The organism is Arthrobacter sp. ISL-85, assembly GCF_018613675.1.
GTDB lineage: Bacteria > Actinomycetota > Actinomycetes > Actinomycetales > Micrococcaceae > Arthrobacter.
This window is the reverse complement of record NZ_JAGGPQ010000027.1, coordinates 1-22133: the sequence shown is the minus strand read 5'-3', so window position 1 is coordinate 22133 and position 22133 is coordinate 1. Positions and strand designations below refer to the sequence as shown.

Annotated in this window: 17 protein-coding genes and 1 rRNA gene; 3 read left to right on the top strand and 15 right to left on the bottom strand. The window is 67.1% G+C overall.

Annotated features, from left to right (window positions below):
- Positions 1 to 84: 84 nt before the first annotated feature.
- From ppsA to J7I84_RS19545, 5 genes are all read right to left on the bottom strand, one after another.
- On the bottom strand, positions 85 to 2514 hold the full coding sequence (gene ppsA, locus J7I84_RS19565; RefSeq protein ID WP_214946183.1) for a phosphoenolpyruvate synthase: 2430 nt from the start codon (positions 2512 to 2514) through the stop codon (positions 85 to 87).
- Positions 2515 to 2661: 147 nt separating this feature from the next.
- Positions 2662 to 3480, bottom strand: coding sequence for a pyruvate, water dikinase regulatory protein (locus J7I84_RS19560; protein ID WP_214946182.1), 819 nt, complete (start codon positions 3478 to 3480; stop codon positions 2662 to 2664).
- Between the two features lie 9 nt (positions 3481 to 3489).
- Positions 3490 to 4125 (bottom strand): lactate utilization protein C, encoded by a 636-nt coding sequence (locus J7I84_RS19555; RefSeq protein ID WP_214946181.1) that lies wholly within the window; start codon positions 4123 to 4125, stop codon positions 3490 to 3492.
- Positions 4122 to 5672, bottom strand: coding sequence for a LutB/LldF family L-lactate oxidation iron-sulfur protein (locus tag J7I84_RS19550; protein ID WP_214946180.1), 1551 nt, complete (start codon positions 5670 to 5672; stop codon positions 4122 to 4124). The genes J7I84_RS19555 and J7I84_RS19550 overlap by 4 nt, the downstream gene beginning before the upstream one ends.
- Positions 5669 to 6472, bottom strand: coding sequence for a (Fe-S)-binding protein (locus J7I84_RS19545; RefSeq protein WP_214946179.1), 804 nt, complete (start codon positions 6470 to 6472; stop codon positions 5669 to 5671). The genes J7I84_RS19550 and J7I84_RS19545 overlap by 4 nt, the downstream gene beginning before the upstream one ends.
- Before the next feature lie 193 nt (positions 6473 to 6665).
- Here J7I84_RS19545 and J7I84_RS19540 point away from each other — a divergent pair, with 193 nt between their 5' ends.
- The 3 genes from J7I84_RS19540 (at position 6666) to J7I84_RS19530 (ending at position 12080) form a co-directional block, all read left to right on the top strand.
- Positions 6666 to 8411, top strand: coding sequence for an L-lactate permease (locus J7I84_RS19540; RefSeq protein ID WP_214946178.1), 1746 nt, complete (start codon positions 6666 to 6668; stop codon positions 8409 to 8411).
- 69 nt (positions 8412 to 8480) lie between these two features.
- Positions 8481 to 9233, top strand: coding sequence for an FCD domain-containing protein (locus J7I84_RS19535; protein ID WP_214946177.1), 753 nt, complete (start codon positions 8481 to 8483; stop codon positions 9231 to 9233).
- An 18-nt stretch (positions 9234 to 9251) separates the two neighbouring features.
- Positions 9252 to 12080, top strand: coding sequence for an FAD-binding and (Fe-S)-binding domain-containing protein (locus tag J7I84_RS19530; RefSeq protein ID WP_214946176.1), 2829 nt, complete (start codon positions 9252 to 9254; stop codon positions 12078 to 12080).
- 130 nt (positions 12081 to 12210) lie between these two features.
- On the opposite strand, the gene J7I84_RS19525 is transcribed toward J7I84_RS19530, so the two are convergent.
- The 10 genes from J7I84_RS19525 to rrf form a co-directional block, all read right to left on the bottom strand.
- Complete coding sequence (locus tag J7I84_RS19525; protein ID WP_214946175.1) at positions 12211 to 12474, bottom strand: hypothetical protein; 264 nt, start codon at positions 12472 to 12474, stop codon at positions 12211 to 12213.
- A gap of 174 nt (positions 12475 to 12648) precedes the next feature.
- On the bottom strand, positions 12649 to 13728 hold the full coding sequence (locus tag J7I84_RS19520) for a DUF2891 family protein (protein ID WP_214946174.1): 1080 nt from the start codon (positions 13726 to 13728) through the stop codon (positions 12649 to 12651).
- Positions 13729 to 13749: 21 nt separating this feature from the next.
- Positions 13750 to 14721, bottom strand: coding sequence for a DUF979 domain-containing protein (locus J7I84_RS19515; RefSeq protein WP_214946173.1), 972 nt, complete (start codon positions 14719 to 14721; stop codon positions 13750 to 13752).
- The gene (locus J7I84_RS19510; RefSeq protein ID WP_159632746.1) at positions 14718 to 15431 is read right to left on the bottom strand and encodes a DUF969 domain-containing protein; all 714 of its coding nucleotides are present in this window, start codon (positions 15429 to 15431) and stop codon (positions 14718 to 14720) included. The genes J7I84_RS19515 and J7I84_RS19510 overlap by 4 nt, the downstream gene beginning before the upstream one ends.
- Before the next feature lie 211 nt (positions 15432 to 15642).
- Positions 15643 to 16320 (bottom strand): GntR family transcriptional regulator, encoded by a 678-nt coding sequence (locus tag J7I84_RS19505; RefSeq protein ID WP_214946172.1) that lies wholly within the window; start codon positions 16318 to 16320, stop codon positions 15643 to 15645.
- 49 nt (positions 16321 to 16369) lie between these two features.
- Positions 16370 to 18118 (bottom strand): biotin carboxylase N-terminal domain-containing protein, encoded by a 1749-nt coding sequence (locus tag J7I84_RS19500; protein ID WP_214946171.1) that lies wholly within the window; start codon positions 18116 to 18118, stop codon positions 16370 to 16372.
- Positions 18111 to 19784: a 5-oxoprolinase/urea amidolyase family protein gene (locus tag J7I84_RS19495; protein ID WP_214946170.1), complete on the bottom strand. Its 1674-nt coding sequence runs from the start codon at positions 19782 to 19784 to the stop codon at positions 18111 to 18113. Before J7I84_RS19495 ends, J7I84_RS19500 begins: the two co-directional genes overlap by 8 nt.
- A gap of 2 nt (positions 19785 to 19786) precedes the next feature.
- Complete coding sequence (locus tag J7I84_RS19490; RefSeq protein WP_214946169.1) at positions 19787 to 20545, bottom strand: LamB/YcsF family protein; 759 nt, start codon at positions 20543 to 20545, stop codon at positions 19787 to 19789.
- Positions 20546 to 20744: 199 nt separating this feature from the next.
- Positions 20745 to 21599 carry a phosphotransferase gene (locus J7I84_RS19485; protein WP_214946168.1) on the bottom strand — a complete coding sequence of 285 codons (855 nt, stop codon included), beginning with the start codon at positions 21597 to 21599 and terminating at the stop codon, positions 20745 to 20747.
- Between the two features lie 143 nt (positions 21600 to 21742).
- Positions 21743 to 21859, bottom strand: a 5S ribosomal RNA gene (rrf, locus tag J7I84_RS19480).
- Between the last annotated feature and the right edge of the window lie 274 nt (positions 21860 to 22133).

The window sequence follows — 22133 nt, the reverse complement described above, 5'->3', positions numbered from 1 at the left end:
TCTCAGGCGTACGCGAAAGGGCGGGTCCGGCGTGGCCTTTCAGCCACGACGGACCCGCCCCAGGGAAACCCGGCAGGCTACTGGCTAGGAGCCGACGGCGGCAACCGCCGCACTGTTCGCGTCGCCGTTCGCAGCATCCTCCGACGCCCCGGCAAGCCGGAGCCAGGTGTCCACGACGGTGTCGGGGTTCAGGGAGACCGAATCGATGCCCTCCCCCACCAGCCACTCGGCGAAGTCCGGGTGGTCGCTGGGGCCCTGGCCGCAGATGCCCACGTACTTTCCGTTCTCCTTGCAGGCCTTGATGGCCATGGTGAGGAGCTTCTTGACGGCGGGGTCGCGCTCGTCGAATCCGCCGGAGATGATGGCCGAATCCCGGTCCAGGCCCAGGGAGAGCTGGGTCATGTCGTTGGAGCCGATGGAGAAGCCGTCGAAGTATTCCAGGAAGTCGTCGGCGAGCAGGGCGTTGGACGGGATCTCGCACATCATGATCACCTCGAGGCCGTTTTCGCCGCGTTTCAGTCCGTTCTCGCCCAGCAGTTCGATGACGCCGCGGGCCTCGTCCAGGGTCCGCACGAAAGGAATCATCAGCTTGACGTTGGTCAGGCCCATCTCGTTGCGGACGAAGGACAGGGCCTCGCACTCGAGGTCGAAGCAGTCGCGGAAGGACGGGTCCAGGTACCGTGAGGCGCCGCGGAAGCCCAGCATCGGGTTTTCTTCGTGCGGCTCATAGGCGGGCCCGCCGATGAGGTTGGCGTACTCGTTCGACTTGAAGTCGGACATGCGCACAATCACCGGATTCGGTGCGAAAGCCGCGGCGATGGTGGCAACGCCCTCGGCCAGGCGTTTGACGTAGTACTCCCGCGGGCTGTCGTAGGCCGCGATGCGCTCGCGGATTTCCACGGCCACGTCCGCCGGCTGCTCGTCCAGGTTCAGCAGGGCCTTGGGGTGGATGCCGATCTGGCGGTTGATGATGAATTCCAGCCGCGCCAGGCCCACGCCGTGGTTGGGCAGCTGCGCAAACGTGAACGCCTGCTCCGGGGTGCCCACGTTCATCATGACCTTGACCGGGGCCTCGGGAAGCTGGGTGACTTCGGTTTCCTCCACCGTGAAGTCGAGGAGCCCTTCGTAGATCAGGCCGGTCTCCCCGTCGGCACAGGACACGGTGACTTCCTGGCCGTCGGACAGGGCATCAGTCGCGGTGCCGGTGCCTACGACGGCGGGGATCCCCAGTTCACGGGCGATGATGGCGGCGTGGCAGGTGCGCCCGCCGCGGTTGGTGACGATGGCCGAGGCACGCTTCATGATCGGTTCCCAGTCGGGGTCCGTCATGTCTGCCACCAGGACGTCACCGGTCTGGAAGGCGGCCATCTGGTCGATGGCGGTAAGGATCCGGACCCTGCCGGCACCGATCCGCTGGCCAATGGCACGGCCCTCCACCAGCACCGGGCCGGCGGCGTTCAGGCGGAACCGGCTCGTGCTGCCGGGGGCCCGGCGGGACTGCACGGTTTCCGGCCGGGCCTGAAGGATGTACAGGCGGCCGTCGGTCCCGTCCTTGCCCCACTCAATGTCCATGGGGCGGCCGTAGTGCTTCTCGATGGCGACGGCGTGCCGCGCAAGCTGCTCCACGTCGTCGTCCGTCAGGCTGAAGCGGGCGCGCTGGGACTCCTCCACCGGCACGAAGTCGATGGTGCGGCCGATCTCGCTGTTGTTGGTGTACGTCATCTGCAGGGCCTTCTCGCCCAGGCCCCGCTTGAGGATCGCCGGGCGGCCGGCCTCCAGGGCGGGCTTGTACACGTAGAACTCATCCGGGTTCACCGCACCCTGCACCACGGCCTCGCCCAGCCCGTAGGACGAGGTGACGAACACGGCGTCCTGGAAGCCGGACTCGGTGTCCATGGTGAACATGACGCCGGAAGCGCCGACGTCGGAACGCACCATGCGCTGGATGCCTGCAGAGAGTGCCACCTCGGCGTGCTCGAACTTGTGGTGCACCCGGTAGGCGATGGCGCGGTCGTTGTAGAGCGAGGCGAAGACGTCCTTGATGGCCTGCAGGATGTTTCCGATCCCGCGGACGTTCAGGAAGGTTTCCTGCTGCCCGGCGAAGGAGGCATCGGGCAGGTCCTCGGCAGTGGCACTGGACCGGACCGCCCAGGACAGGTCAGCGGAGCCGGCGTGCTTGTCCACCAGCTGCTGGTACGCCTCGCGGACCTGCGCCTCGAAGTCGGGCAGGAAGGGGGTCTCCCGGACCAGGGCCCGGATTTCCTGGCCGGCCGCGGCCAGTGCCGTCACGTCGTCCGTGTCCAGGCCCACCAGCCGGTCGGCAATCTTCTGGTCCAGGCCGGAGTCGGACAGGAAGCGGCGGTACGCGTCCGCCGTGGTGGCGAAACCGTCCGGGACCTGGACGCCGGCGGAGGTCAGGTTCTGCACCATCTCGCCCAGGGAGGCGTTCTTGCCGCCCACCTTGTCCAGGTCCTTGAGTCCAAGTTCAGAGAACCACAGAACGTCTGTCGTCATGTTTACTGCTCCTTTGCAGAGGGTGGCGTAGGCATTGCTGGCCGGCCACGGTAGTGGCGAGCCGGAAGGAAGACCGTGACAACAGTTTCAGGTCTTTCCCGGAGTTTCCACTTGATGTGCGCTATGCCACGTTTGTGAAATTGCGGGCTAATGCTTGAGGTTCATCCGTTGCAGGATGGTGGCCGCCATTTCCTCCACGGAGACGGTGGCCGAGTTCAGGTACGGGATGCGGTGCGAGACATACAGCTGTTCCGCGCTGCGCAGCTCAAACCCGCACTGCCGCAGCGACGCATACGGGGAGCTGGGCCGCCGTTCGGTGCGGATCTGGCTGAGCCGAAGCGGGTTGGAGGACAGGCCGAAACACTTCGACACGAACGGCTGCAGCGGCTTGGGCAGCCCGTCCCGCTGGAAGTCCTCGTCCACCAGCGGGAAGTTGGCGGCGAAGATTCCGTGCTGGAGGGCCAGGTACATGGTGGTTGGGGTCTTCCCGCAGCGGGACGGGGCCACCAGGATCACCTGGGCCTTCTCCAGCGCACGCAGGCTCTGGCCGTCGTCGTGCTCCATCGCATACTCCACCGCCGCCATCCGGGACTGGTAGCGCGCGGCGTTCCCCAGCCCGTGCGCCCTCCCCGGCTCGCCGCTGGCCGGCGCACCCAGCGCCTGTTCCAGGACGCCCACATGCGTGCCGATCAGGTCCACGATGACGCCCTTGCAGCCTGCCAGGATCTGGCGTATGTCGCTGCTGACTGCGGTGGAAAAGACCAGTGGCTGCGGCCCGGTGGCGGCCAGGCCGTCGATGGTCCGCACCACGGACCGCGCCTGTTCCTCGGTGGTGATGAAGGGGATGGTGACGCGGTCGAAGTTGTCCACGGGGAACTGCGTCAGCAGCGTATTCCCAAGGGTTTCCGCGGTGATGCCGGTGCTGTCTGACAGGAAGTAGACAGGCCGTAGAGCAGCAGTGGTCATGGCAGAACTTTAGCGGGCAATGATGACGTCAAGCCTGCGCGGGCCGTGAACCCCCTCCACGCGTTCAAGCTCGATGTCGCTGGTGGCACTGGGCCCGCTGATCATGGTGATGGGCCGGGTCCCGTCGATCCGGCGCAGCGCCTCGGGCAGGATGCCGGTAATGTCCGCAGCCTTCACCACGCAGATATGGTGGTCCGGGACCAGGCTGATGGCCCGGCGGCCCTGGTTGGCGCTGCCGTCCAGGATGATGGTTCCCGTCTCGGCCACGGCCACGGCGCTGCCGGTGACCACGGCGTCGATGCCGTCGAGCTCAGCGACGCTGAGCGGCTGGGCCGGAGAGTCCACCCGACGGCGGGAGCCGCCGTCGCCGTCGTCCATCCCTGCCAGCCAGCCGGCGTCGAGCCCTTCGGGCACCGCGTAGGTCCCCGTCCCCTCAAGGAGCGACGCGATCCGGGCAGGCACCTCAGCTTCCGGCACCACGGCCACCTGCGCCTTGTAGTCCACCAGCCGGTCCACCAGGAGGTCGATCAGCTCGTCTGCGCCCATGCCCGATGCCGACCGGTATTCCCGGGGGATCTGCGGCGCCTGGGGGCTGTCCTGCAGCGCGGTTCGGATCCGCGAGAGGATGTCTTCGCGTGCACTCATTGCTGGGCTTCCTTTTCGTCTCGTGACGGCGTGCCTGGCTGTTCAGTATCCGGTTGGGCCGGGGCGTTGCCGGCGTCCCGGTGCTCCTTGGCCCACCAGTCCCGGAAGGACTGCGCCGGGGGCGCCGGGATGTCGCGGCTTTGCGTCCAGCCGCCCGCGATGCCCGGCAGCTTGGTGATCTTCCGGTCCGGCCCGGCGGCCAGGCGTCCCAGCGGCAGTCCCTTTTCCACCAGGCCCAGGCGCTTGCCGGAGGACAGCACCCAGGACGCCGCCTTCATGCCCACGTCCATCTGGCTGGGGACCTTCTTCGTCCCGCGCGTGCTGTCCACGTCGACGCTGCGCAGGTGCACCAGGATGTCCGGGATGTTGATCTTCACCGGGCAGGCGTCGTAGCAGGCCCCGCACAGGGAGGAGGCATACGGCAGGGAATTGTTTTCCTCCGCCTGGATGCCGGTCAGCAGCGGGGAGAGAATGGCGCCGATGGGGCCGGGATAGGTGGAGCCGTAGGCGTGGCCGCCCGTCCGCTCGTACACGGGGCAGACGTTCATGCAGGCGCTGCAGCGGATGCAGTGCAGCGCGGAGCGGCCCATCTCATCTGCGAGCGCGGCGCTGCGGCCGTTGTCCAGGAGCACCAGGTGCACGTTCTGCGGCCCGTCCCCCTCCGTGACGCCGGTCCACAGCGAGGTGTACGGATTCATTCGCTCACCCGTCGAGGAACGCGGGAGCAGTTGCATGAACACTTCCAGGTCCTGCCAGGTGGGCAGCAGCTTCTCGATGCCCATCACGGTGATCAGCGTCTCCGGCAGGGTGAGGCACATGCGGCCGTTGCCCTCGGATTCGACCACGGCCAAGGTGCCGGAATCGGCCAGGGCGAAGTTGGCCCCGGACACTGCCACCTTGGCGGTGAGGAACTTGCGGCGCAGGTGCTCGCGGGCCGCCATGGCCAGGACAGACGGGTCGTCGGTGAGCGCCGGGTCGGCGTCCGGCATTTCGCGGAGGAAAATGTCCCGGATTTCGGTGCGGTTCTTGTGGATGGCCGGAACAAGGATGTGGCTGGGCTTGTCGTGGTCCAGCTGGACGATGAGCTCGGCGAGATCCGTTTCGAAGGCCGCGATTCCCTGCTCCTCGAGGTACTCGTTGAGGCCGATCTCCTGGGTGGCCATGGACTTGACCTTGACCACTTCGGTTTCGCCGGTGTCCCGGACCAGCCCGGCCACGATTTCATTGGCCTCCCTGGCATCGCGGGCCCAGTGGATCACGCCGCCGCGTGCAGTGAAGTTCTTTTCGAACTCCTCCAACAGGTCGGGCAGCCTGGCCATCACCGACTCCTTGATGGCCGATCCGGCGTCTCGCAGCTGCTCCCAGTCGGGCAGTTCGGAGACCACGGCCTGGCGCTTGTCGCGGATGGTGTGGGTGGCGTGGCCCAGGTTGGCGCGCAGCTGGGCGTTCCCCAGTTCGCGGTGGGCCGCCTTGGGGAAGGACTCGCCTGCGAACAGGTTGCCCGAGCCGAATGCCGGGAGGGCGGGCATTCCCAAAAAGGTGGTCATCGGAGGGCCTTTCCGGCAGAGACGCGGACGTCGCCGGTGACGGACGCCGGCTCTTCCGTGGTGCTGGCGAGGATTTCAGCCAGGTGGAGGGTGGTGGTGGCGCTGCCCTGGCGGGACAGGCCGCCGCCGATGTGCATCAGGCAGGAGGCGTCCCCGCCGGTGCAGAGTTCGGCGCCGGTGGCCTCGACGTTGGCCGCCTTGTCCTGGAGCATGGCCGAGGAAACATCGGCGTTCTTCATGGAGAACGTGCCGCCGAAGCCGCAGCACTGGTCCGCCTCGGGCAGGTCGGCGAGGTCAATCCCGTGCACGGTCCGGAGCAGGCGGGACTGCCTGTCCCCGAGCCGGAGCAGGCGCATGCCGTGGCAGCTGGGGTGGTAGGTGACCCGGTGCGGGAAGTAGGAGCCCAGTTGGGCGCCGGCGTCGGTCACGCCCAGTACGTCCACCAGCAGTTCGGACAGTTCGTAGGTTTTGGCGCCGACGGCGGTGGCGCGGGCTTCGAGCGCCGTGTCTCCGCACGAGCGGGCCACCATGGGGTGCTGGTGCTTGACGGAGGCAACGCAGGAGCCGGAGGGGCCAACGGCGACGTCGTAATCCCCGGTGTCGAAGGCTGCCACGTGATTGGCCACCACGGGGACGGCTTCTTTGAGGTAGCCGCTGTTGACGTGCATCTGGCCACAGCAGGCCTGCCCGGACGGGAACACTACTTCGTGTCCCAAGCGCTCCAGGATCTTGACGGTGGCCTTCGCCGTGGCCGGGTACATCGCGTCCACAATGCACGTGGCGAACAAGGCAATTCTCATGGCAGCCTTCCGGGAATGGGGGGTTATGCGTATGGTCTGACCACAGTAGACCACGTGACGGCTGCCACGTACAACCCCGGGGCTGATGGTGAAGCGGCTCACAACACCACCGCAATGTGGGCTACACTTCCGTGGTCGGACCATTGTGGTCTGACCAAAGCCATCCCCATCGCCCTCATCGTGGAGGAACTCCGTGGACCACTTCACCCCCAGCACCGACCCGGTGCTGAACAGCGTCGCCTGGTCGGCCATCATTGCCCTGCTGCCGCTGCTGACCTTCTTTCTCCTTCTCGCCATCGCCAAGACCAAGGCCCACGTGGCCGGAGGGTTTGCCCTGCTGGTAGCCCTGGTTGTGGGCATCCTGGCGTTCAAGATGCCGGCCGGCCTGGCGCTCCTGTCCGCAACCCAGGGCGGGGTATTCGGCGCCTTCCCCGTGCTGTGGATCGTGGTCATGGCCGTCTGGCTCTACCAGGTGACGGTGCTCAGCGGCCGCTTCGAGGATCTCCGCCGGGTCTTCGATGTCATCGGCGGCGGCGACGTCCGCCTGCAGGGTGTCTTGATTGCGTTCTGCTTCGGCGGGCTGCTTGAGGCCCTTGCCGGGTTCGGCGCACCGGTGGCCATCACCGCCACCATGCTGCTGGCGCTCGGCCTTCCCCCGCTGCGCGCCGCTGCCGCCGTGCTGGTGGCCAACACCGCTCCGGTCGCCTTTGGTGCCATGGCCATCCCGATCACTACCGCTGCCGGCCTCACCGGCCTGCACGCGACGGACATCGGCGCCATGGTGGGCCGCCAGGCGCCGCTGCTGGCAACCTTCGTCCCGCTGATCCTGCTCTTCATCCTGGACGGCCGCAAAGGCTTGAAGGACTGCTGGCCTGCCGCTTTGGTGGTCGGATTCTCCTTCGCCGCAGCGCAGTTCCTCTGCTCCAACTTCTTCTCCTACGAACTCACAGACATCATGGCCTCGCTGGTGGGCCTGGGCGCGGCTGTCCTGTTCTTCCGCCTGTGGAAGCCCAAGGGCACCACGGCGGCCCGCGACCGGCTGGGCGTGGCCGTGGAGGCCGTCGCCGCCGGCGCCACGCCGGGAAAGCCGGGCACGCGAAGCGCCGGCGAAGGCAGCGTGGCCACCGTTGAGGCTGCCGACGGCGAACGCCTCACCCCCGCACGGACCTGGCTCGCACTGTTTCCCTACTTCCTCGTCATCGTGGTGTTCGGTATCGCCAAACTCTGGAAGCTCGGCGTCGACCTTCCCGCGGCCCTTGCCGCCACCGATATCAAGGTCCCGTGGCCGGTCCTCCACGACGCCCTGGTGGGTGCCGACGGCAAGCCGCTGTCCTCCACCGTCTACGTCTTCCAGTGGCTGTCCAGCCCCGGCACGCTCCTGCTGATTACAGGTTTGATTGTGGCGATCACCTACGCCCGCTTCGATGACCGCGGCCGCTTCCACATGACCGTTGGCGACGCCGTGGCCGAAATCGGGCGGACCATCATCAAGATGCGCTGGGCCGGCCTCACCATCATCACGGTGCTTGCCCTTGCCTACGTCATGAACAACTCCGGCCAGACGGTCTCGATCGGCGTCTGGCTTGCCGGCACCGGAAGCTTCTTCGCGTTCCTCTCCCCCGTGCTCGGCTGGCTGGGCACGGCAGTGACAGGTTCGGACACCTCGGCGAACGCCCTGTTTGCCAAGCTGCAGCAGACCGCCGGCGTGAATGCAGGCATCGACCCGAACCTGCTCGTGGCCGGCAACACCGCCGGCGGGGTGGTGGGCAAACTGATCAGCCCGCAAAACCTTGCCATTGCCGCCACCGCCGTCAACCTTGACGGCCAGGAGTCGGTGCTCCTGCGTAAGGTTGTCGGATGGAGCGTGGGGTTGCTGGTGGTGCTGTGCACCATCGTCTACCTGCAGTCCACCCCAGTCCTGGGCTGGATGCTCCCCTAGCCCACTGCCCGCGCTAAACCCGGCGTGCGGGCCACCCGGCCCGCACTCCCCCACCCCAGAGGATCGCCCGTGACAACCGCCGCAGCCGGAGCAGCCCCCCGCCGTCGAACCCATGACGCGCTGCTGAAAGACATTGAAGCGGACCTGCGGGCCGGCAGGATCAAGGTCGGCGACCGGCTCCCGGGCGAACGGACCCTGGCGGAGAATTACGGAATCTCCAGGGCGTCCGTCCGCGAGGCAATCCGTGTCCTCGACGCCATGGGCGTGGTCCGCAGTTCGGTGGGCTCTGGACCCACCTCCGGTGCCATCGTTGTTTCCGATCCGTCCGCCGGGCTCTCGTCAGCCCTCCGGCTGCACGTCGCCAGCAGCCGCCTGCCGGTCGAGGACATCGTCCAAACCCGTATCCTCCTGGAAACCTGGACTGCCCGGGCCGGCGCGGCGCGCGAAGACGGCGCCGCGGAGCGGAAACAAGCCGCCCAGCTGCTGGAGGCCATGGACCACCCCGGGTTGGACCGCGCAACCTTCCACGAGCTGGACGCCAGGTTCCATGTGGCGCTGAGTTCGCTCGCGGGCAACGAAGTGATGGCGACCATCATGGAGTCCCTCAGCGTTTCGATCATCGGCTACGTCAAGGGAGCCATGGACGCGATGGAGGACTGGCCGGCCGTCCTGGAAGTCCTGCGCACCCAACACCACGGAATCTTTGATGCCGTCCAGTCCCGGGACGGCGAACTCGCCGCACGCCTGCTGCGCGAGCACATCGAATGGTTCTACCAGCGGGCCGGGGACGTTAGCGCGCCCCAGCCCCGCACCGTTACCTAAATTTTTGGAGTTACACGCATGCCAACCACAACGGCAGGAGCCGAAACACCCATCGACCAGCTGGGCCTCGATACCGTCAGCACGCGGGACCTGGACCGCCATGCGATGGCACACGATGCCTCGCATTACCTCCTGGTCCCGCAGGGAGTAGCCGCCCCGCGCGATGCCGCCGACGTCGGTGCCCTGCTGCGGCGCAGCAGGGAGCTCGGGATTCCCGCCACCTTCAGGTCCGGCGGCACAAGCCTCTCGGGCCAGGCCCTGAGTGACAGCCTGCTGATCAACACCCGCCAGCATTTCCGGGGCATCGAGGTCCTCGACGGCGGCGCCCGGGTACGCGTCCAGCCCGGCGCCACGGTGCGCAGCGTCAACGCCCGGCTCACCCCCTTTGGCCGTAAACTCGGCCCGGATCCGGCCAGCGAGATCGCCTGCACCGTGGGCGGTGTCATCGCCAACAACTCCTCCGGGATGGCGTGCGGCACCGAGTTCAACACGTACCGGACGCTGGAATCAATGGTGCTGGTGCTGCCCTCGGGGACGGTCATCGACACCGCGGACGCCGACGCGGACAACCGGCTGCGTGCAATGGAACCGGAACTCCATGAAGGGCTGCTGAGGCTGCGCCGCCGGGTGGTGGGAAACGACGAGTCGGTCCGCATCATCCGTTCGCTGTTCTCGATGAAGAACACCATGGGCTACGGCGTGAACTCCTTCCTGGACTACGAACGCCCCGTGGACATCCTGATGCACCTCATGATCGGCAGCGAGGGAACCCTCGGCTTCGTGGCCGAGGCGGTTTTCCGGACCGTCGAGGTCAAACCGGCCGTCGCCACCGGGCTGCTGGTCTTCAACACCCTCGACGCGGCGACGGCAGCCCTGCCGGATCTGGTCGCCACCGGCCTTGCAACAATCGAACTCATGGACGCGGCGGCGTTGAAGGTGGCCCAGGTGGCCGCCGACGCCCCCGCAGCCCTCCGGACGCTGCCGGTCCAGGGGCACACCGCGCTGCTGGTTGAACACCAGGGCGCGGACGCGGCGGAGCTGTCCGGCAAGCGGGCAGGCTCGCAGCAGCTGTTCGACTCCCTGGACCTGGCCGCACCCTTTGCGCTGACTGCGGACCCGAAAGACCGGGCTGCCCTATGGCACGTGCGCAAAGGTCTTTACACCACCGTGGCCGGCGCCCGCCCCTCGGGAACGAACGCGCTGCTGGAGGACATCGTGGTCCCGGTACCGGCCCTTGCAGGCACCTGCGCCGAACTGACGCGGCTCTTCCGCGAGCACCGCTACGAGGAATCCGTGATCTTCGGGCACGCCAAGGACGGGAACGTCCACTTCATGCTCAACGAGCGTTTCGACGATCCGGCCCAACTGTCGCGGTACCAGGCCTTCACCGACGAGATGGTGGATCTGGTCCTCGGCGCGGGCGGCTCGCTCAAGGCCGAGCACGGGACCGGCCGCATCATGGCGCCCTTCGTCCGCCGCCAGTACGGCGACGAACTCTATGAAGTCATGCAGGAGATCAAGCGGCTGATCGACTTGCCCAACCTCATGAACCCGGGTGTGCTGCTCGCCGATGAGCCGCTCTCCTACATCGACAACCTGAAAGTGGCTCCCACCGTCGAGGAGGAAGTGGACCGGTGCGTGGAGTGCGGGTACTGCGAACCGGTCTGCCCCAGCAAGGACATCACGCTTACTCCCCGGCAACGCATCGTGCTTCGGCGCGACATTGCTGCCGCTGAGCAACGTGGTGATGACGCCCTCGCCGCCAACCTGCGCAAGGACTACGACTACGACGGCGTGCAGACCTGCGCGGCGGACGGCATGTGCGTCACCGCCTGCCCGGTGCTGATTAACACCGGAGACCTGGTACGTCGGCTGCGTAAGGAAAATGCCAACACCGTCGCCGCGGCCGGTTGGAACAAGGCCGCTGAAAACTGGGGCACCGTGACCGCCGCCGGCGGGCTGGCCCTAACTGTAGCCAAGGCCATGCCAACTGTGCTGCCAAAGGCCGCAACCGCCGTCGGCCGTGCCTTGCTGGGACCGGAGGCAGTGCCCGCCTATACCGCCGCCTTGCCCGGCGGTGGTTCCAGGCGCAGCGCACGGCGGGACCCGGACAGCATCGCGGTGTTCTTCCCCGCCTGCATCGGCACCATGTTCGGCCCGGCGGATGCTGCAGGGGGCGCTGCGAAGGGCTCGGCCCAGGCGTTCCTGGAACTCTGCGAACGCGCCGGCGTGCCCATCACCGTTCCCGAAGGCATCGAGAGCCTGTGCTGCGGCACGCCGTGGAAGTCCAAGGGCTTTTCCCAGGGCTACGACGCCATGAGTGCCAAGGTCCTGGACCGGCTGTACGAGGCCAGCGGCCGGGGCGAGCTGCCCGTGGTGTGCGATGCCGCCTCCTGCACCGAAGGCCTGGACACCATGAAGCGCCTTGCAGCTGCGGACGGAGAGCGGTACGCGGGACTGCGCTTTGTTGACTCGGTGGAGTTCGTGCACCAGCACGTCCTGGGCAAGCTCACGGTAACTGCCCCGCTGGGTTCCGTCGCCCTGCACCCCACCTGCTCATCCACGCAGCTGGGAACAAACCCGGCCCTGCTCGGGATCGCCGGGGCCGTCACGGATGATGTGTTCGTCCCGCCCAGCTGGGGTTGCTGCGCGTTCGCGGGCGACCGCGGCCTGCTCCATCCGGAACTGACGGATTCGGCGACGGACCGGCAGGCCCGCGAGATCAACGAGCGGGAGTTCGATGCCTACGCCTCGACCAACCGCACCTGCGAGCTGGGAATGTCCAAGGCGACCGGCCACTCCTACCGCCACCTGCTGGAAATCCTCGAGGAGGCCACAAGGCCCTGAGGCACGCCGTTAGACTGGGCGGGCAAGGACGGATTGGGGGATCCAGAGGGGCGGCGTCCGTTCAGCAGTACTGGCCGGAGGAGGTCAGCAATGGGTAAAGTGACCGGCCGCCGCCTGGCCGCCGTCGAACCTAAACCAGCGGGGTGACAATGCTTCCGTACCCCTGCAGGAACATGCGGCGGCCCTGGCCTTCGTCGGCCCAGACCCAAATGATGGAGTAGTCGGACGTCACAGCGTCCACCACGCCGGTCCCGGCCAGGGTTCCCTCGGCGAAGCGGACCCTGTCCCCGACGGCGATCCGTGGGTGCCTGGTCCGTTTCCTCCTGGGCTTCAGCGTGGCGGTTTGCCCTGCTGCGGCAGGGCCAGACGGGCAGGTGGTGATGTGCTGGGGCATCGGCTTTCCTCGGGCTCGCGGGCGGACGGTCAGCTCATTACAACCCTGCCCGCTGCTCCCAGGTCACGCACTGGGGCGTGGTGGGAAAAGACTAACGCGGCGGCGCCCATATGGGCACCGCCGCGTCCGTTCAAACCGAGTGTGACTGGTTCATCCCGCGAATTGGTGGCCGGCTCAGTCCAGCGCCGCAACCGATCCCAGCGCGTCCCAGGCGAAGCTGGCCAGCCAGTGGGTGGACATGAAGTCGCCGCTTTCCAAGCCGGAGAGCCCGGCCTTGAGCAGCGGATCCAGTGCCTCCGACAGCACGGCCACGGCGGCCGAGGCTTCGACGCTGCCAGATCCGCGGAGAGCGGTAATGATGCGCGCCACCTGCCCGGCGCGGGTCAGGTTGAGCCCGTGCAGGTGCACCAGGTACCCGTCGGTCTCATCGGTCACGCTCACCGGCTGCAGGATCCGCGACTCCGTCGAGAGCCCGGGCAGGAAGTCCGCGAACCAGGCGGCGAACTCGTCGGCTGACAGGATGCGCCGCATCAGGTCCGCCTCGCTCAGGCCGGCAGAGAGGAAGTCCTGGCCACTGATTTCCCAGTCGCCCGGCCAGCCGCGGTCGTTGCCGAACCAGCCGAGAACTGCTTCTTCGCACGCCTTCGCGGCATCATCCCGGCCCAGTGACCGGAAGGCATCCAGCATGTAGCCCACGCCGAAGGCGGCGTTGGTGTGCAGCCCATGCCGGACGGGGTACTGCGCTTTGGCCATCCACGCCACGCTGAGCTCCGCCACGGCATCCACCAGCGGCTCCAGGGCAGTGCCCCATTCACGGATCTGCGCATCGGAGGACGCTGAACAGGTGGCCGCCAGCCGCATCAGCCACGCCCAGCCGTACGGCCGCTCCCAGGAGGGGTTGGCCATCAGGTAGTCCCGCTCCACCGCCAGCTTGGCGGTGGTCAGGTTGGCGCCCAGTGCTTCCCGGAGTGACGCAGCGGTGGGGGCATCCACCCACGCCGCCGTGCCGCCGTCGGACGCTTCCAAAGGCGACCCGGCAGTACTAGCCAGCAGGCTGACTCCGAGCCAGTGCATGTGCACGCAGGAGTGCCAGTCGAAGGAGGTGTAGAAGGCAGGGTGGATCTGCTCCGGGGTGGGTCGGTCGTCGGCGGAAGCCTGGGTGTGGTGGGCCGAGTGCGGGAAAGGCTCGGAAAGGTTGCCCAGCACCACGGCCGCGTAGTCCGGTGCCGCCTGTGCGCGAAGATCGTTGTCCATGGTGCTCCTTTGCGAAGGGGTTTAGTGGAAGGCCAGGAAGTACATCAGCGCGATGTTGACCGCCAGCAGCGGGATGGCTGTGCCCACCTGCGCCGTGATGACGCCGTACTTGTTCTTCATTTCCAGCAGCGCGGACGGCACCAGGTTGAAGTTGGCGGCCATGGGCGTGCAAAGCGTGCCGCAGAAGCCGGCCAGCATGCCAATGGCGAAGATGATGGCGGGGTCTCCGTGGAACGTCTGCACCAGCACCGGCCAGCCGATGGCGGCTGTCATGATGGGGAACGCTGCGAAGCCGTTGCCCATCAGCACGGTGAACAGGAACATGCCAATGCAGTACACCAGGACGCCGGCGATCAGCGAGCCCTTGGGCAGCAGCCCGGAGGCCAGCGTGCCGACGGCGGTGCCCACGCCGGCCTTGGTGAAGAGGATGCCCAGCGTGGTGAGCATCTGCGGCAACAGCGCGGCCCAGCCGATGGACTCGAGGATGCGGCGGCTTTCGAAGATGGGCGTCGCCGGGTTCTTGGGCTTGAGGATCAGGAGGGCGACGACGACGGCGGCCACAGCGCCGATGGCCAGGGCTACCAGCGTGGTGTTCTTGGGGTCGAGCAGCGGGGTGCCGCCGATGTTCAGCACGGGCGCGACGAGGACCAGGATCACGGTGACCAGCGGCAGCGTCAGGGCCGGGATGAAGAGCTTGTTGCCGAAGCGCTTCGCGAAGGCCTCGCGCTCGGGGCCGGTGGAGGTGCGGTGCTTGCCGTGGCCCAGCAGGCCGGTGGAGGCCAGCACTACCAGGACCAGGACAGCGACGCCCAGGATCCAGCCCGGCGCGGTGCCGGCCTGGACCCAGGTGCTGTAGAAGAAGCACAGGCCCAGCAGGCCCCAAAAGGCAGAGCTGCCCCAACGTCGGGGGTGGTTGCTGTCGGCGGCAATCAGTGATGCCCAGGCGACGAACAGAATGCCAATCAGCCAGTAGACGGCTTCAACGTTGATCATTTGGCTTCTCCTGCGGTTTCCTTCTGGGCGGTGAGCTCATATTCGCGGTATTCCTTGTCCAGCTGCTTGTCCAGGCGCAGGAGCCGGAAGCCGTGGATGAGGAAGGCCGCGATGGCGGTAGGGATGGCCCAGAGGGCCAGCTGGAGCGGCTCCAGGTGCAGGTGGTAAGTGGTGTCCACGAACGTGGTGATCAGCAGGATGGAGCCGACGGCCACGAAGACGTCCTCGCCGAAGAACACGCCTACGTTGTCAGCGCCGGCGGAGTGGCCCTTGATCTTCTCACTGATCTTTTCCGGCACGTGCCCATAGCGGCGCAGCGCTGCACCCTCGGCCATGGGGAACACCAGCGGGCGGACGGTCTGGGCGTGGCCGCCGATGCTGTTCAGGCCCACGGCGGCGGTGATCTGGCGGACGGCCAGGTAGCCAATCAGGACGCGGCCTGCCGTCAGTTTGGCCAGGCGGCCGATGAGGACCTTGGCCTGCTCCTGCAGTCCGAAGTACTCAATGATGCCCACCACCGGCAGGACGGCCACGAAGATGGTGACCGAGCGGCTGCTGGCGAAGCCGGTGCCGAATGAGTCTAGGATCTGCGCGGGATTCATCCCGCCCAGCAGTGCGGTGACGATGCCGGCGACAGTGACGACGATCAGGGGGTTCAGGCGGATGGCGAAGCCAACGATCACCAGCAGCACCCCAATGAGTACAAGCATGATTATCCCTTCCCAGGGGACCCGTGACGGGTCTTTCAAAGTGGGGGCCGGCGCGTCCGTGCCCCGGTTCAGTGGTTGGGCGGCGCCGAGGGGCGGGAGCCCCGGTTACGTCAGAGCTGCAGGATTGAGTGAGCTGCAGAACAACGGTGTGATCCACAGCATAGCGTTTTGTTCAACAATCCCGCAACCCCTTGTTGGGAAGGGCTTGGCCTCAGCGGCCGACGGCGTCCAGCAGCTGCGATTCCGCGCGGTCCAGGTAAGTGGCCAGGAAGTCCGCTGCCGCGGCTTTGTCCCCGGCCTCCAGGAGCTCCACGATCCGGGCGTTGTCCTCCACATAGGGCTCATGGAACGCAGGGTTGGCGGCCATGGAGTGGAACACCAGGCGCATTTCGGCCAGGACCTGGTCCATGAGGCTGTTGAGCCGTTCGCTCCCGGCGCGGTCCACGATGGCACGGTGGAAGTGCTGGTTGGCGCCGGCCATGCCGGGAATGTCCCCCTCCGCGGCGGCGGTTCTGGCGGCCTTGATGATGGCCGGCAGCGGCTCGATGGAGGTGTCGCCTGACCACAGCACCGCCGCGGGTTCCAGGAAGCGGCGGACGCGGTAGATCTCGCGGATGTCATCCGGCGTGGGATGGGCAACGAACACGCCGCGGTTGGGGATCCTGGTGACGATGTGCTCCGCGTGAAGCGCGGTGAAGGCTTCCCGCAGGGTGTTGCGGGATACGCCGAGGGCCTCGCGGAGGGCTTCCTCTGCGAGCTTGGAGCCGGGCTTGAGCTTGCCGGCCTCAATGCGGCTGCGGAGCTGGGCTGCCACCCAAAGCCCGGTTTCGGCGTGTTTTGTGGTCCTGGCCTGGGCCTGGAGATCGGCCAGCACCTCGTCAAACGTCATGGCACCACGATATCGGCCCGGACCTGTGACAACGTGCCGGCAGCCCGGTTTACGCGATGCTGGTAAGCACCTGGCCGGGAGCGACGGCGTCCCCCGCCGCAGCGAACTGCTCACCGAGCGTGCCCGCGCGGTGGGCGGCGACAGCCGTCTCCATCTTCATGGCTTCGAGCACCAGGACTGTTTCGCCCTCCTCGACCGGGGCCCCGGGCTGAGCCAGCCACTTGACCACGGTGCCGGCCATCGTGGCCAGCAGGTCGCCGTCGTTCTTTTCTGCCTGGGTCTCAGCCTGGATGTCCGGAACGTCCGCACCGCGCCGGCCCCCGCCGTCGAGCAATGAATCAAGCAGGGCCTTGGGCAGTCCCAGTTCCATCCGCTTGCCGTCCACCTCGATGCCGATGGTCCGGCGGGGCTCCTCCGGAGCGGCGGGGCTGAAGGCAGGGTCCGCCTCCAGTACCGTGGCGAACTCGCTCTCGATCCACGTGGTGTAGATGTCCAGCCCGTCAGCGCGGATGAAGTCCGGTGCTTCCACAACGGCCCGGTGGAACGGCAGCACGGTGGCCAGCCCGCCGATGCGGAACTCGCGCAGGGCGCGGCGGGCGCGTCGGAGGGCCTGCTGCCGGTCGGCGCCGGTGACCACCAGCTTGGCGAGCAGGGAGTCGAACTGCCCCGGCACCACTGAACCCGCCCGGACACCGGTGTCCACGCGGATCCCGGACCCGGTTGGGACCTCGAACTCGGTGACGGAGCCCGGGGACGGCAGGAAGCCGCGGCCTGGGTCCTCGGCGTTGATCCGGAACTCGAACGCGTGGCCGCGCGGTTCGGGGTCCTCCAAAATGGGAAGCTTCTCCCCCGCCGCGATCGCCAGCTGGGCGGCCACCAGGTCCACGCCCGAGGTCTCTTCCGTGATGGGGTGCTCCACCTGCAGCCGGGTGTTTACCTCCAGGAAGCTCAGGAAACCAGAGCCGTCCAGCAGGTACTCCACGGTGCCGGCGCCCACGTAGCCGGCTTCGCGGCAGATGGCCTTCGCCGAGGCATGGATGGCGGCGCGCTGCTCCGGAGTGAGGAAGGGCGCGGGGGCCTCCTCCACCAGTTTCTGGTGGCGGCGCTGCAGGGAGCAGTCGCGGGTGCCCACCACCACCACGTTGCCGTGCGTATCCGCGATGACCTGGGCCTCCACGTGGCGGGGCCGGTCCAGGAACTTCTCCACGTAGCACTCGCTGCGGCCGAAGGCGGCCAGGGATTCGCGTACCGCCGAGTCGAAGCTTTCCTCGATGTCGGCCTGGTTCCGGACCACTTTCAGGCCGCGGCCGCCGCCGCCGAAGGCAGCCTTGATGGCGACGGGGAGGCCCACCTGCTCGGCGAACGCGCGGACCTCGGCGGCGCTGGCCACCGGACCGTCGCTGCCCGGGGCCAGCGGGGCGCCGGCGCGTACGGCCACTTCGCGGGCACTGACCTTGTCGCCCAGGAGCCGGATGGTCTCCGGGGAGGGGCCGATCCAGGTCAGGCCGGCGTCGATGACTGCCTGTGCGAAGCCGGCGTTCTCGGACAGGAAGCCGTAGCCGGGGTGGACGGCGTCGGCGCCGCTTTTCGCGGCGATGGCGAGGATCTTGTCGATGGCCAGGTAGGTCTCCTGGGGCCTGGACCCAGGCAGCGAGTACGCCTCGGTGGCTGCGGAGACGTGCAGCGCATCGGCGTCGGGATCGGCGTAGACGGCGACGCTGTCCAGGCCTGCATCGTCGCAGGCGCGGGCGATCCGGACGGCAATCTCGCCACGGTTGGCAATGAGGACTTTACGCATGGGAGCTTTCCTTAGGTGTTTCGGGCAGTTCTGCCGGAGGCGCTGCGGCGGTGAAGCGCACAGCGGTGCCCGGGGGAAGTTGGGCGGCTTTGTCCAGGTCGGCGTGGACGACGACGGCAATCACCGGGTACCCGCCGGTCACCGGGTGGTCGGAGAGGAACAGGACGGGCTGGCCTTCCGGGGGCACCTGCACTGCGCCGCGGACGGTTCCTTCGCTGGCCAATTCGCCGTCCCGGCTGCGGGTGAGTGCAAGGCCGTTGAGTCTCAGCCCGATCCGGTTCGACTGGGGCGTGACGGTCCACTCCTGGGACAGGAAGTTCTGTAGTGTTTCGGGGCTGAACCAGTCCTGCCGGGGTCCGGGGACCACGCGCAGCACGGTGGCTACGTCCTGGTCCGGGAGGGGCGACATCTCAGGGTGGCCCACGACGCTACCGGGTTTGGGGGTTCGTACCGAAAGGATGGTGCTGGCCTGAAGCGGTTCGGGGCCGATGCCGGACATGGTGTCGGTGGACCGGCTGCCCAGGGCCTCGGGTCCGCCAAGCCCGCCGCGGACACCTACGTAGGACCGGAGTCCAGCCGTGGGCTTTCCTACAGTGAGCTTCTCCCCTGCCAGTAGCGCGAAGGGGGCGTCGCACACCGGGTGGCGCCCCGCCGTCGTCCGCTGTTCTTCCGGACTCCGTTCTTCTTCGGGGGGCGTAATCTCCAGCGGAACGGCTGCTCCGGTGACGGCGAGGACCTGGTCGCTGAGGGCAACAAGTTCGAGTCCGCCGAAGAGGAGTTCCATCCCGGCGGCGTCCTCGCCGTTGCCCACCAGGCGGTTGGCGCGGCGAAGCGCTCCGCGGTCCATGGCGCCGGCGCTGCTGACGCCGAGCGCTGCGAAACCCGGGCGGCCAAGGTCCTGGATGGTGGACTGAAGTCCCGGCTTGCGGACCACAAGGCCCTCGGTGGGGTGCTCTCCTACCGGGTTCTTGCTGGTACTTGCCTGCTCCCGGTGCGTCACCGAGGCCTGGGCACGGATGGCGTTGAACCGGACGGTGTCGCCGGGGCGGATCAGTGCGGGGCTGTCGCGGCCGAGGTCCCACATTGCTGCATCGGTCCGGCCGATCAGTTGCCAGCCGCCCGGCGACTGCCGCGGGTAGACCGCGGAGTAGGCGCCGCCCAAGGCAACAGCTCCAGCGGGGACGGCCGTGCGCGGCGAGCGGCGGCGCGGGACCTCGAGACGTGAATCCTGCCCCGTGAGGTAGGCGAAGCCTGGAGCGAAACCGGCAAAGGCCGCGGTCCAGAGCTGGCCCGCGTGCGCTGCCACCACTCCTTCAGGGTCCAAACCGGTGAGGGCCGCCACCTCATCCAGGTCCTCGCCGTCGTACACCACATCGATGGTCACCAGCGTGCTCTCGGTTTCCGCAGGCGCGTCCAGGTCCAGGCTCCGGACGTACGCGGCCAGGGCTTGCACCGCTTGGGGCGATTCCGCCGTGATGAGGACCGTGCGTGAGGCCGCGATGACGTCAGTTTGGCCCGGCTGCGGATGTGCGGTGAGCTGCGCCTGGAGGCTGAGGACGGCGTCCAGGGACGGCAGCTCCACCAGAATGGCCCGGTCACCGGCGGCTCTGATCCCGGTCAGGCCAGCGTGCGCGGTTGTCCAGGTTGCGTGCTGCTGCGTGGTCATGGCTACGCGAAGCTCTGGATCTGGATGCCGGCGTCAACCAGTGCGGCGCGGACGGCCGCAGCCATCGCCACCGATCCGGGAGTGTCACCGTGCAGGCAGATACTCTCGGCCTTGACCGGGACCAGGGAGCCGTCGATGGCCCGGACCACACCGTCTACGGCCAACCGCAGGACGTGCTCGACGACGTCCTCCACCTCGTGCAGGACGGCGCCGGGTTCGCGCCGGGACACCAGGGTCCCGTCCGGGTTGTAGGCGCGGTCCGCGAATGCCTCGGCAACGGTCCGGAGTCCCGCGGCTTCCGCCTGGCGCTGGATTTCGGAGTTCGGGAGCACCATAAGGGGCAGGGTGGGGTCCACAGCGAGGATGGCGGCAACCACGGCGCCGGCCTGCTTGGGGTGGTTCACGATCGTGTTGTAGAGGGCGCCGTGGGGCTTGACGTAGCGGACGGCCGTTCCGGCAGCGAGGGCCACTGCCTGGACTGCGCCTATCTGGTAGACCACGTCTGCCGTCAGCTCCTCCGGCGTCATGTCCACGAAGCGGCGGCCGAATCCGGCCAGGTCGCGGTAGCCGGGGTGGGCGCCGACCGTGACGCCGGCCTTCACCGCGGCCAGGCACGTGGCCATGATGCCCACGGGATCACCCGCGTGGAAGCCGCAGGCCACGTTGGCGCTGGAGACACTCTCAAAAATGGCGGCGTCATCGCCGAAGGACCAGTTCCCAAAGGACTCGCCGACGTCGCTGTTCAGGTCGATGCTGGACATTGTGATCTCCGTCTCGGATTGGTGTCCTTTAAGGATGCCCTAAAAGTCCAGATTGTTCAACAATCCGGGCACGCAATTAAGGGCTATTGAATGGGGCACAGTTTGCGCCCCGCCTACGCTCACGACGATCTGGCCGGGTTGCGCAGGGCGGCTAACATGCGTGAGTGGCCTTGACCCAATGCTGACTGCAGCGGAGACTTCAGAAACTGGCCAGGGCGTCACGGAGCATCCGGTGGCCTTGTTTCTCGAACTTTTGGTCGCCAACCTGGTATGCCCATGCAGCAGTGGACACTGCTTCCCGTAGCAGCATCACCTTCCAGCCCTTACTGTCCCTGGGATCCGCACCGTACCCCTCGAAAAAGGCTGGCTCCAACTGGGGAGCCGCTCGCCATTGCTGTACGGCGAGGCGGCAGAAATCGCTGGCAGCCGGCCTTAGGGCGTACCTGCCAAAGTCGATGATCCTTAGCTGCGTCCCATGCATGAGCCAGTTGCGCGGCTGCCAGTCTCCGTGGGTCGGCACGACGATTACCGGTTCCGGTTCATAGGTGCCAAAGATGGCCCTGGCTCTTTTTGTGACCAGGTCCTCAATGCGGTGAGGTGTGTCCAGCCAAGCCACAGCTTTGGCTGTGGCAACCGCCTCATAGTCGGGGTCGGCGTACCCAGCCTGCTCGTGAAATGCGCGAAGGAGAATCCCGGCCTGAACGTACGTATCAGTCGCATATTCGGCTCCGGTGCCCTCGACAAGGCAGCCCTCCAGATACTCGGTGACCACGAGGTTCAGGGCACGGTCCGAGTGGATGAGATTGGGTGCACTGTTCCTGCGGGCCAAGACACGGATCGAGGATTGATGGGCTTCGATTTCACGCCCGATGTGGTGGTGGCTGGAAGGCCCGGCGGCTTTGACGATATACCTGCGGCGTTCATGTTCAACCTCGAGTACCGCGGTATCCACGATGTTCCAGGAAAGATCGTTCAGCAGGCGGAGTCCGGGAAGCCAGGACTCCACGAGCTCAGCCTGCCTCATGCTAAGCCGGTTGCGATGCCAAGACTCCATGCCGGCAGAATACCTGCCCGGCGGGCTTTCCGGCCTCCAATGCCCCGTCACGCTCTGGAGACTCCCGCCGGGGCGGCCTTGGGTTTGTGTGGTTAAAGTCGTAGGGCCCTGACGTTCGTTGTCAGGGCCCTGCGTAATAGTTGTTCCGGCGGTGACCTACTCTCCCACACCCTCCCGGGTGCAGTACCATCGGCGCTGTGGGTCTTAGCTTCCGGGTTCGGAATGGGACCGGGCGTTTCCCCCACGCTATGACCGCCGTAACCCTTGCCCCGCACCGGCCAGCCATCATGGGCTGGGGTGGGGAAACTTTGTGGTTACAACATTGTGGTGTTGTGTATTCAGTTGTTGGTTCCGTACCAGGCCCCCGTGTGTTGGGGGTTGTTGGTTGGGAACCACATAGTGGACGCAAGCAGAGTTTGTATGTATCTGTGTGGTGTAAGTTATCGGCCTATTAGTACCGGTCAGCTTCACGAGTCGTTAGTCCTCGCTTCCACATCCGGCCTATCACCCCAGTGGTCTCGCTGTGGGCCTCTC

Bases quoted from the DNA above. Each gene is read 5' to 3' on its own strand.
- J7I84_RS19555 (WP_214946181.1), bottom strand. From the start codon at position 4,125: ATGAGTGCACGCGAAGACATCCTCTCGCGGATCCGAACCGCGCTGCAG.
- J7I84_RS19560 (WP_214946182.1), bottom strand. From the start codon at position 3,480: ATGACCACTGCTGCTCTACGGCCTGTCTACTTCCTGTCAGACAGCACC.
- J7I84_RS19505 (WP_214946172.1), bottom strand. From the start codon at position 16,320: ATGACGTTTGACGAGGTGCTGGCCGATCTCCAGGCCCAGGCCAGGACC.
- J7I84_RS19545 (WP_214946179.1), bottom strand. From the start codon at position 6,472: ATGAGAATTGCCTTGTTCGCCACGTGCATTGTGGACGCGATGTACCCG.
- J7I84_RS19500 (WP_214946171.1), bottom strand. From the start codon at position 18,118: ATGCGTAAAGTCCTCATTGCCAACCGTGGCGAGATTGCCGTCCGGATC.
- J7I84_RS19490 (WP_214946169.1), bottom strand. From the start codon at position 20,545: ATGTCCAGCATCGACCTGAACAGCGACGTCGGCGAGTCCTTTGGGAAC.
- J7I84_RS19525 (WP_214946175.1), bottom strand. From the start codon at position 12,474: ATGCCCCAGCACATCACCACCTGCCCGTCTGGCCCTGCCGCAGCAGGG.
- J7I84_RS19515 (WP_214946173.1), bottom strand. From the start codon at position 14,721: ATGATCAACGTTGAAGCCGTCTACTGGCTGATTGGCATTCTGTTCGTC.
- J7I84_RS19550 (WP_214946180.1), bottom strand. From the start codon at position 5,672: ATGACCACCTTTTTGGGAATGCCCGCCCTCCCGGCATTCGGCTCGGGC.
- J7I84_RS19485 (WP_214946168.1), bottom strand. From the start codon at position 21,599: ATGGAGTCTTGGCATCGCAACCGGCTTAGCATGAGGCAGGCTGAGCTC.
- ppsA (WP_214946183.1), bottom strand. From the start codon at position 2,514: ATGACGACAGACGTTCTGTGGTTCTCTGAACTTGGACTCAAGGACCTG.
- J7I84_RS19510 (WP_159632746.1), bottom strand. From the start codon at position 15,431: ATGCTTGTACTCATTGGGGTGCTGCTGGTGATCGTTGGCTTCGCCATC.
- J7I84_RS19495 (WP_214946170.1), bottom strand. From the start codon at position 19,784: ATGACCACGCAGCAGCACGCAACCTGGACAACCGCGCACGCTGGCCTG.
- J7I84_RS19530 (WP_214946176.1), top strand. From the start codon at position 9,252: ATGCCAACCACAACGGCAGGAGCCGAAACACCCATCGACCAGCTGGGC.
- J7I84_RS19520 (WP_214946174.1), bottom strand. From the start codon at position 13,728: ATGGACAACGATCTTCGCGCACAGGCGGCACCGGACTACGCGGCCGTG.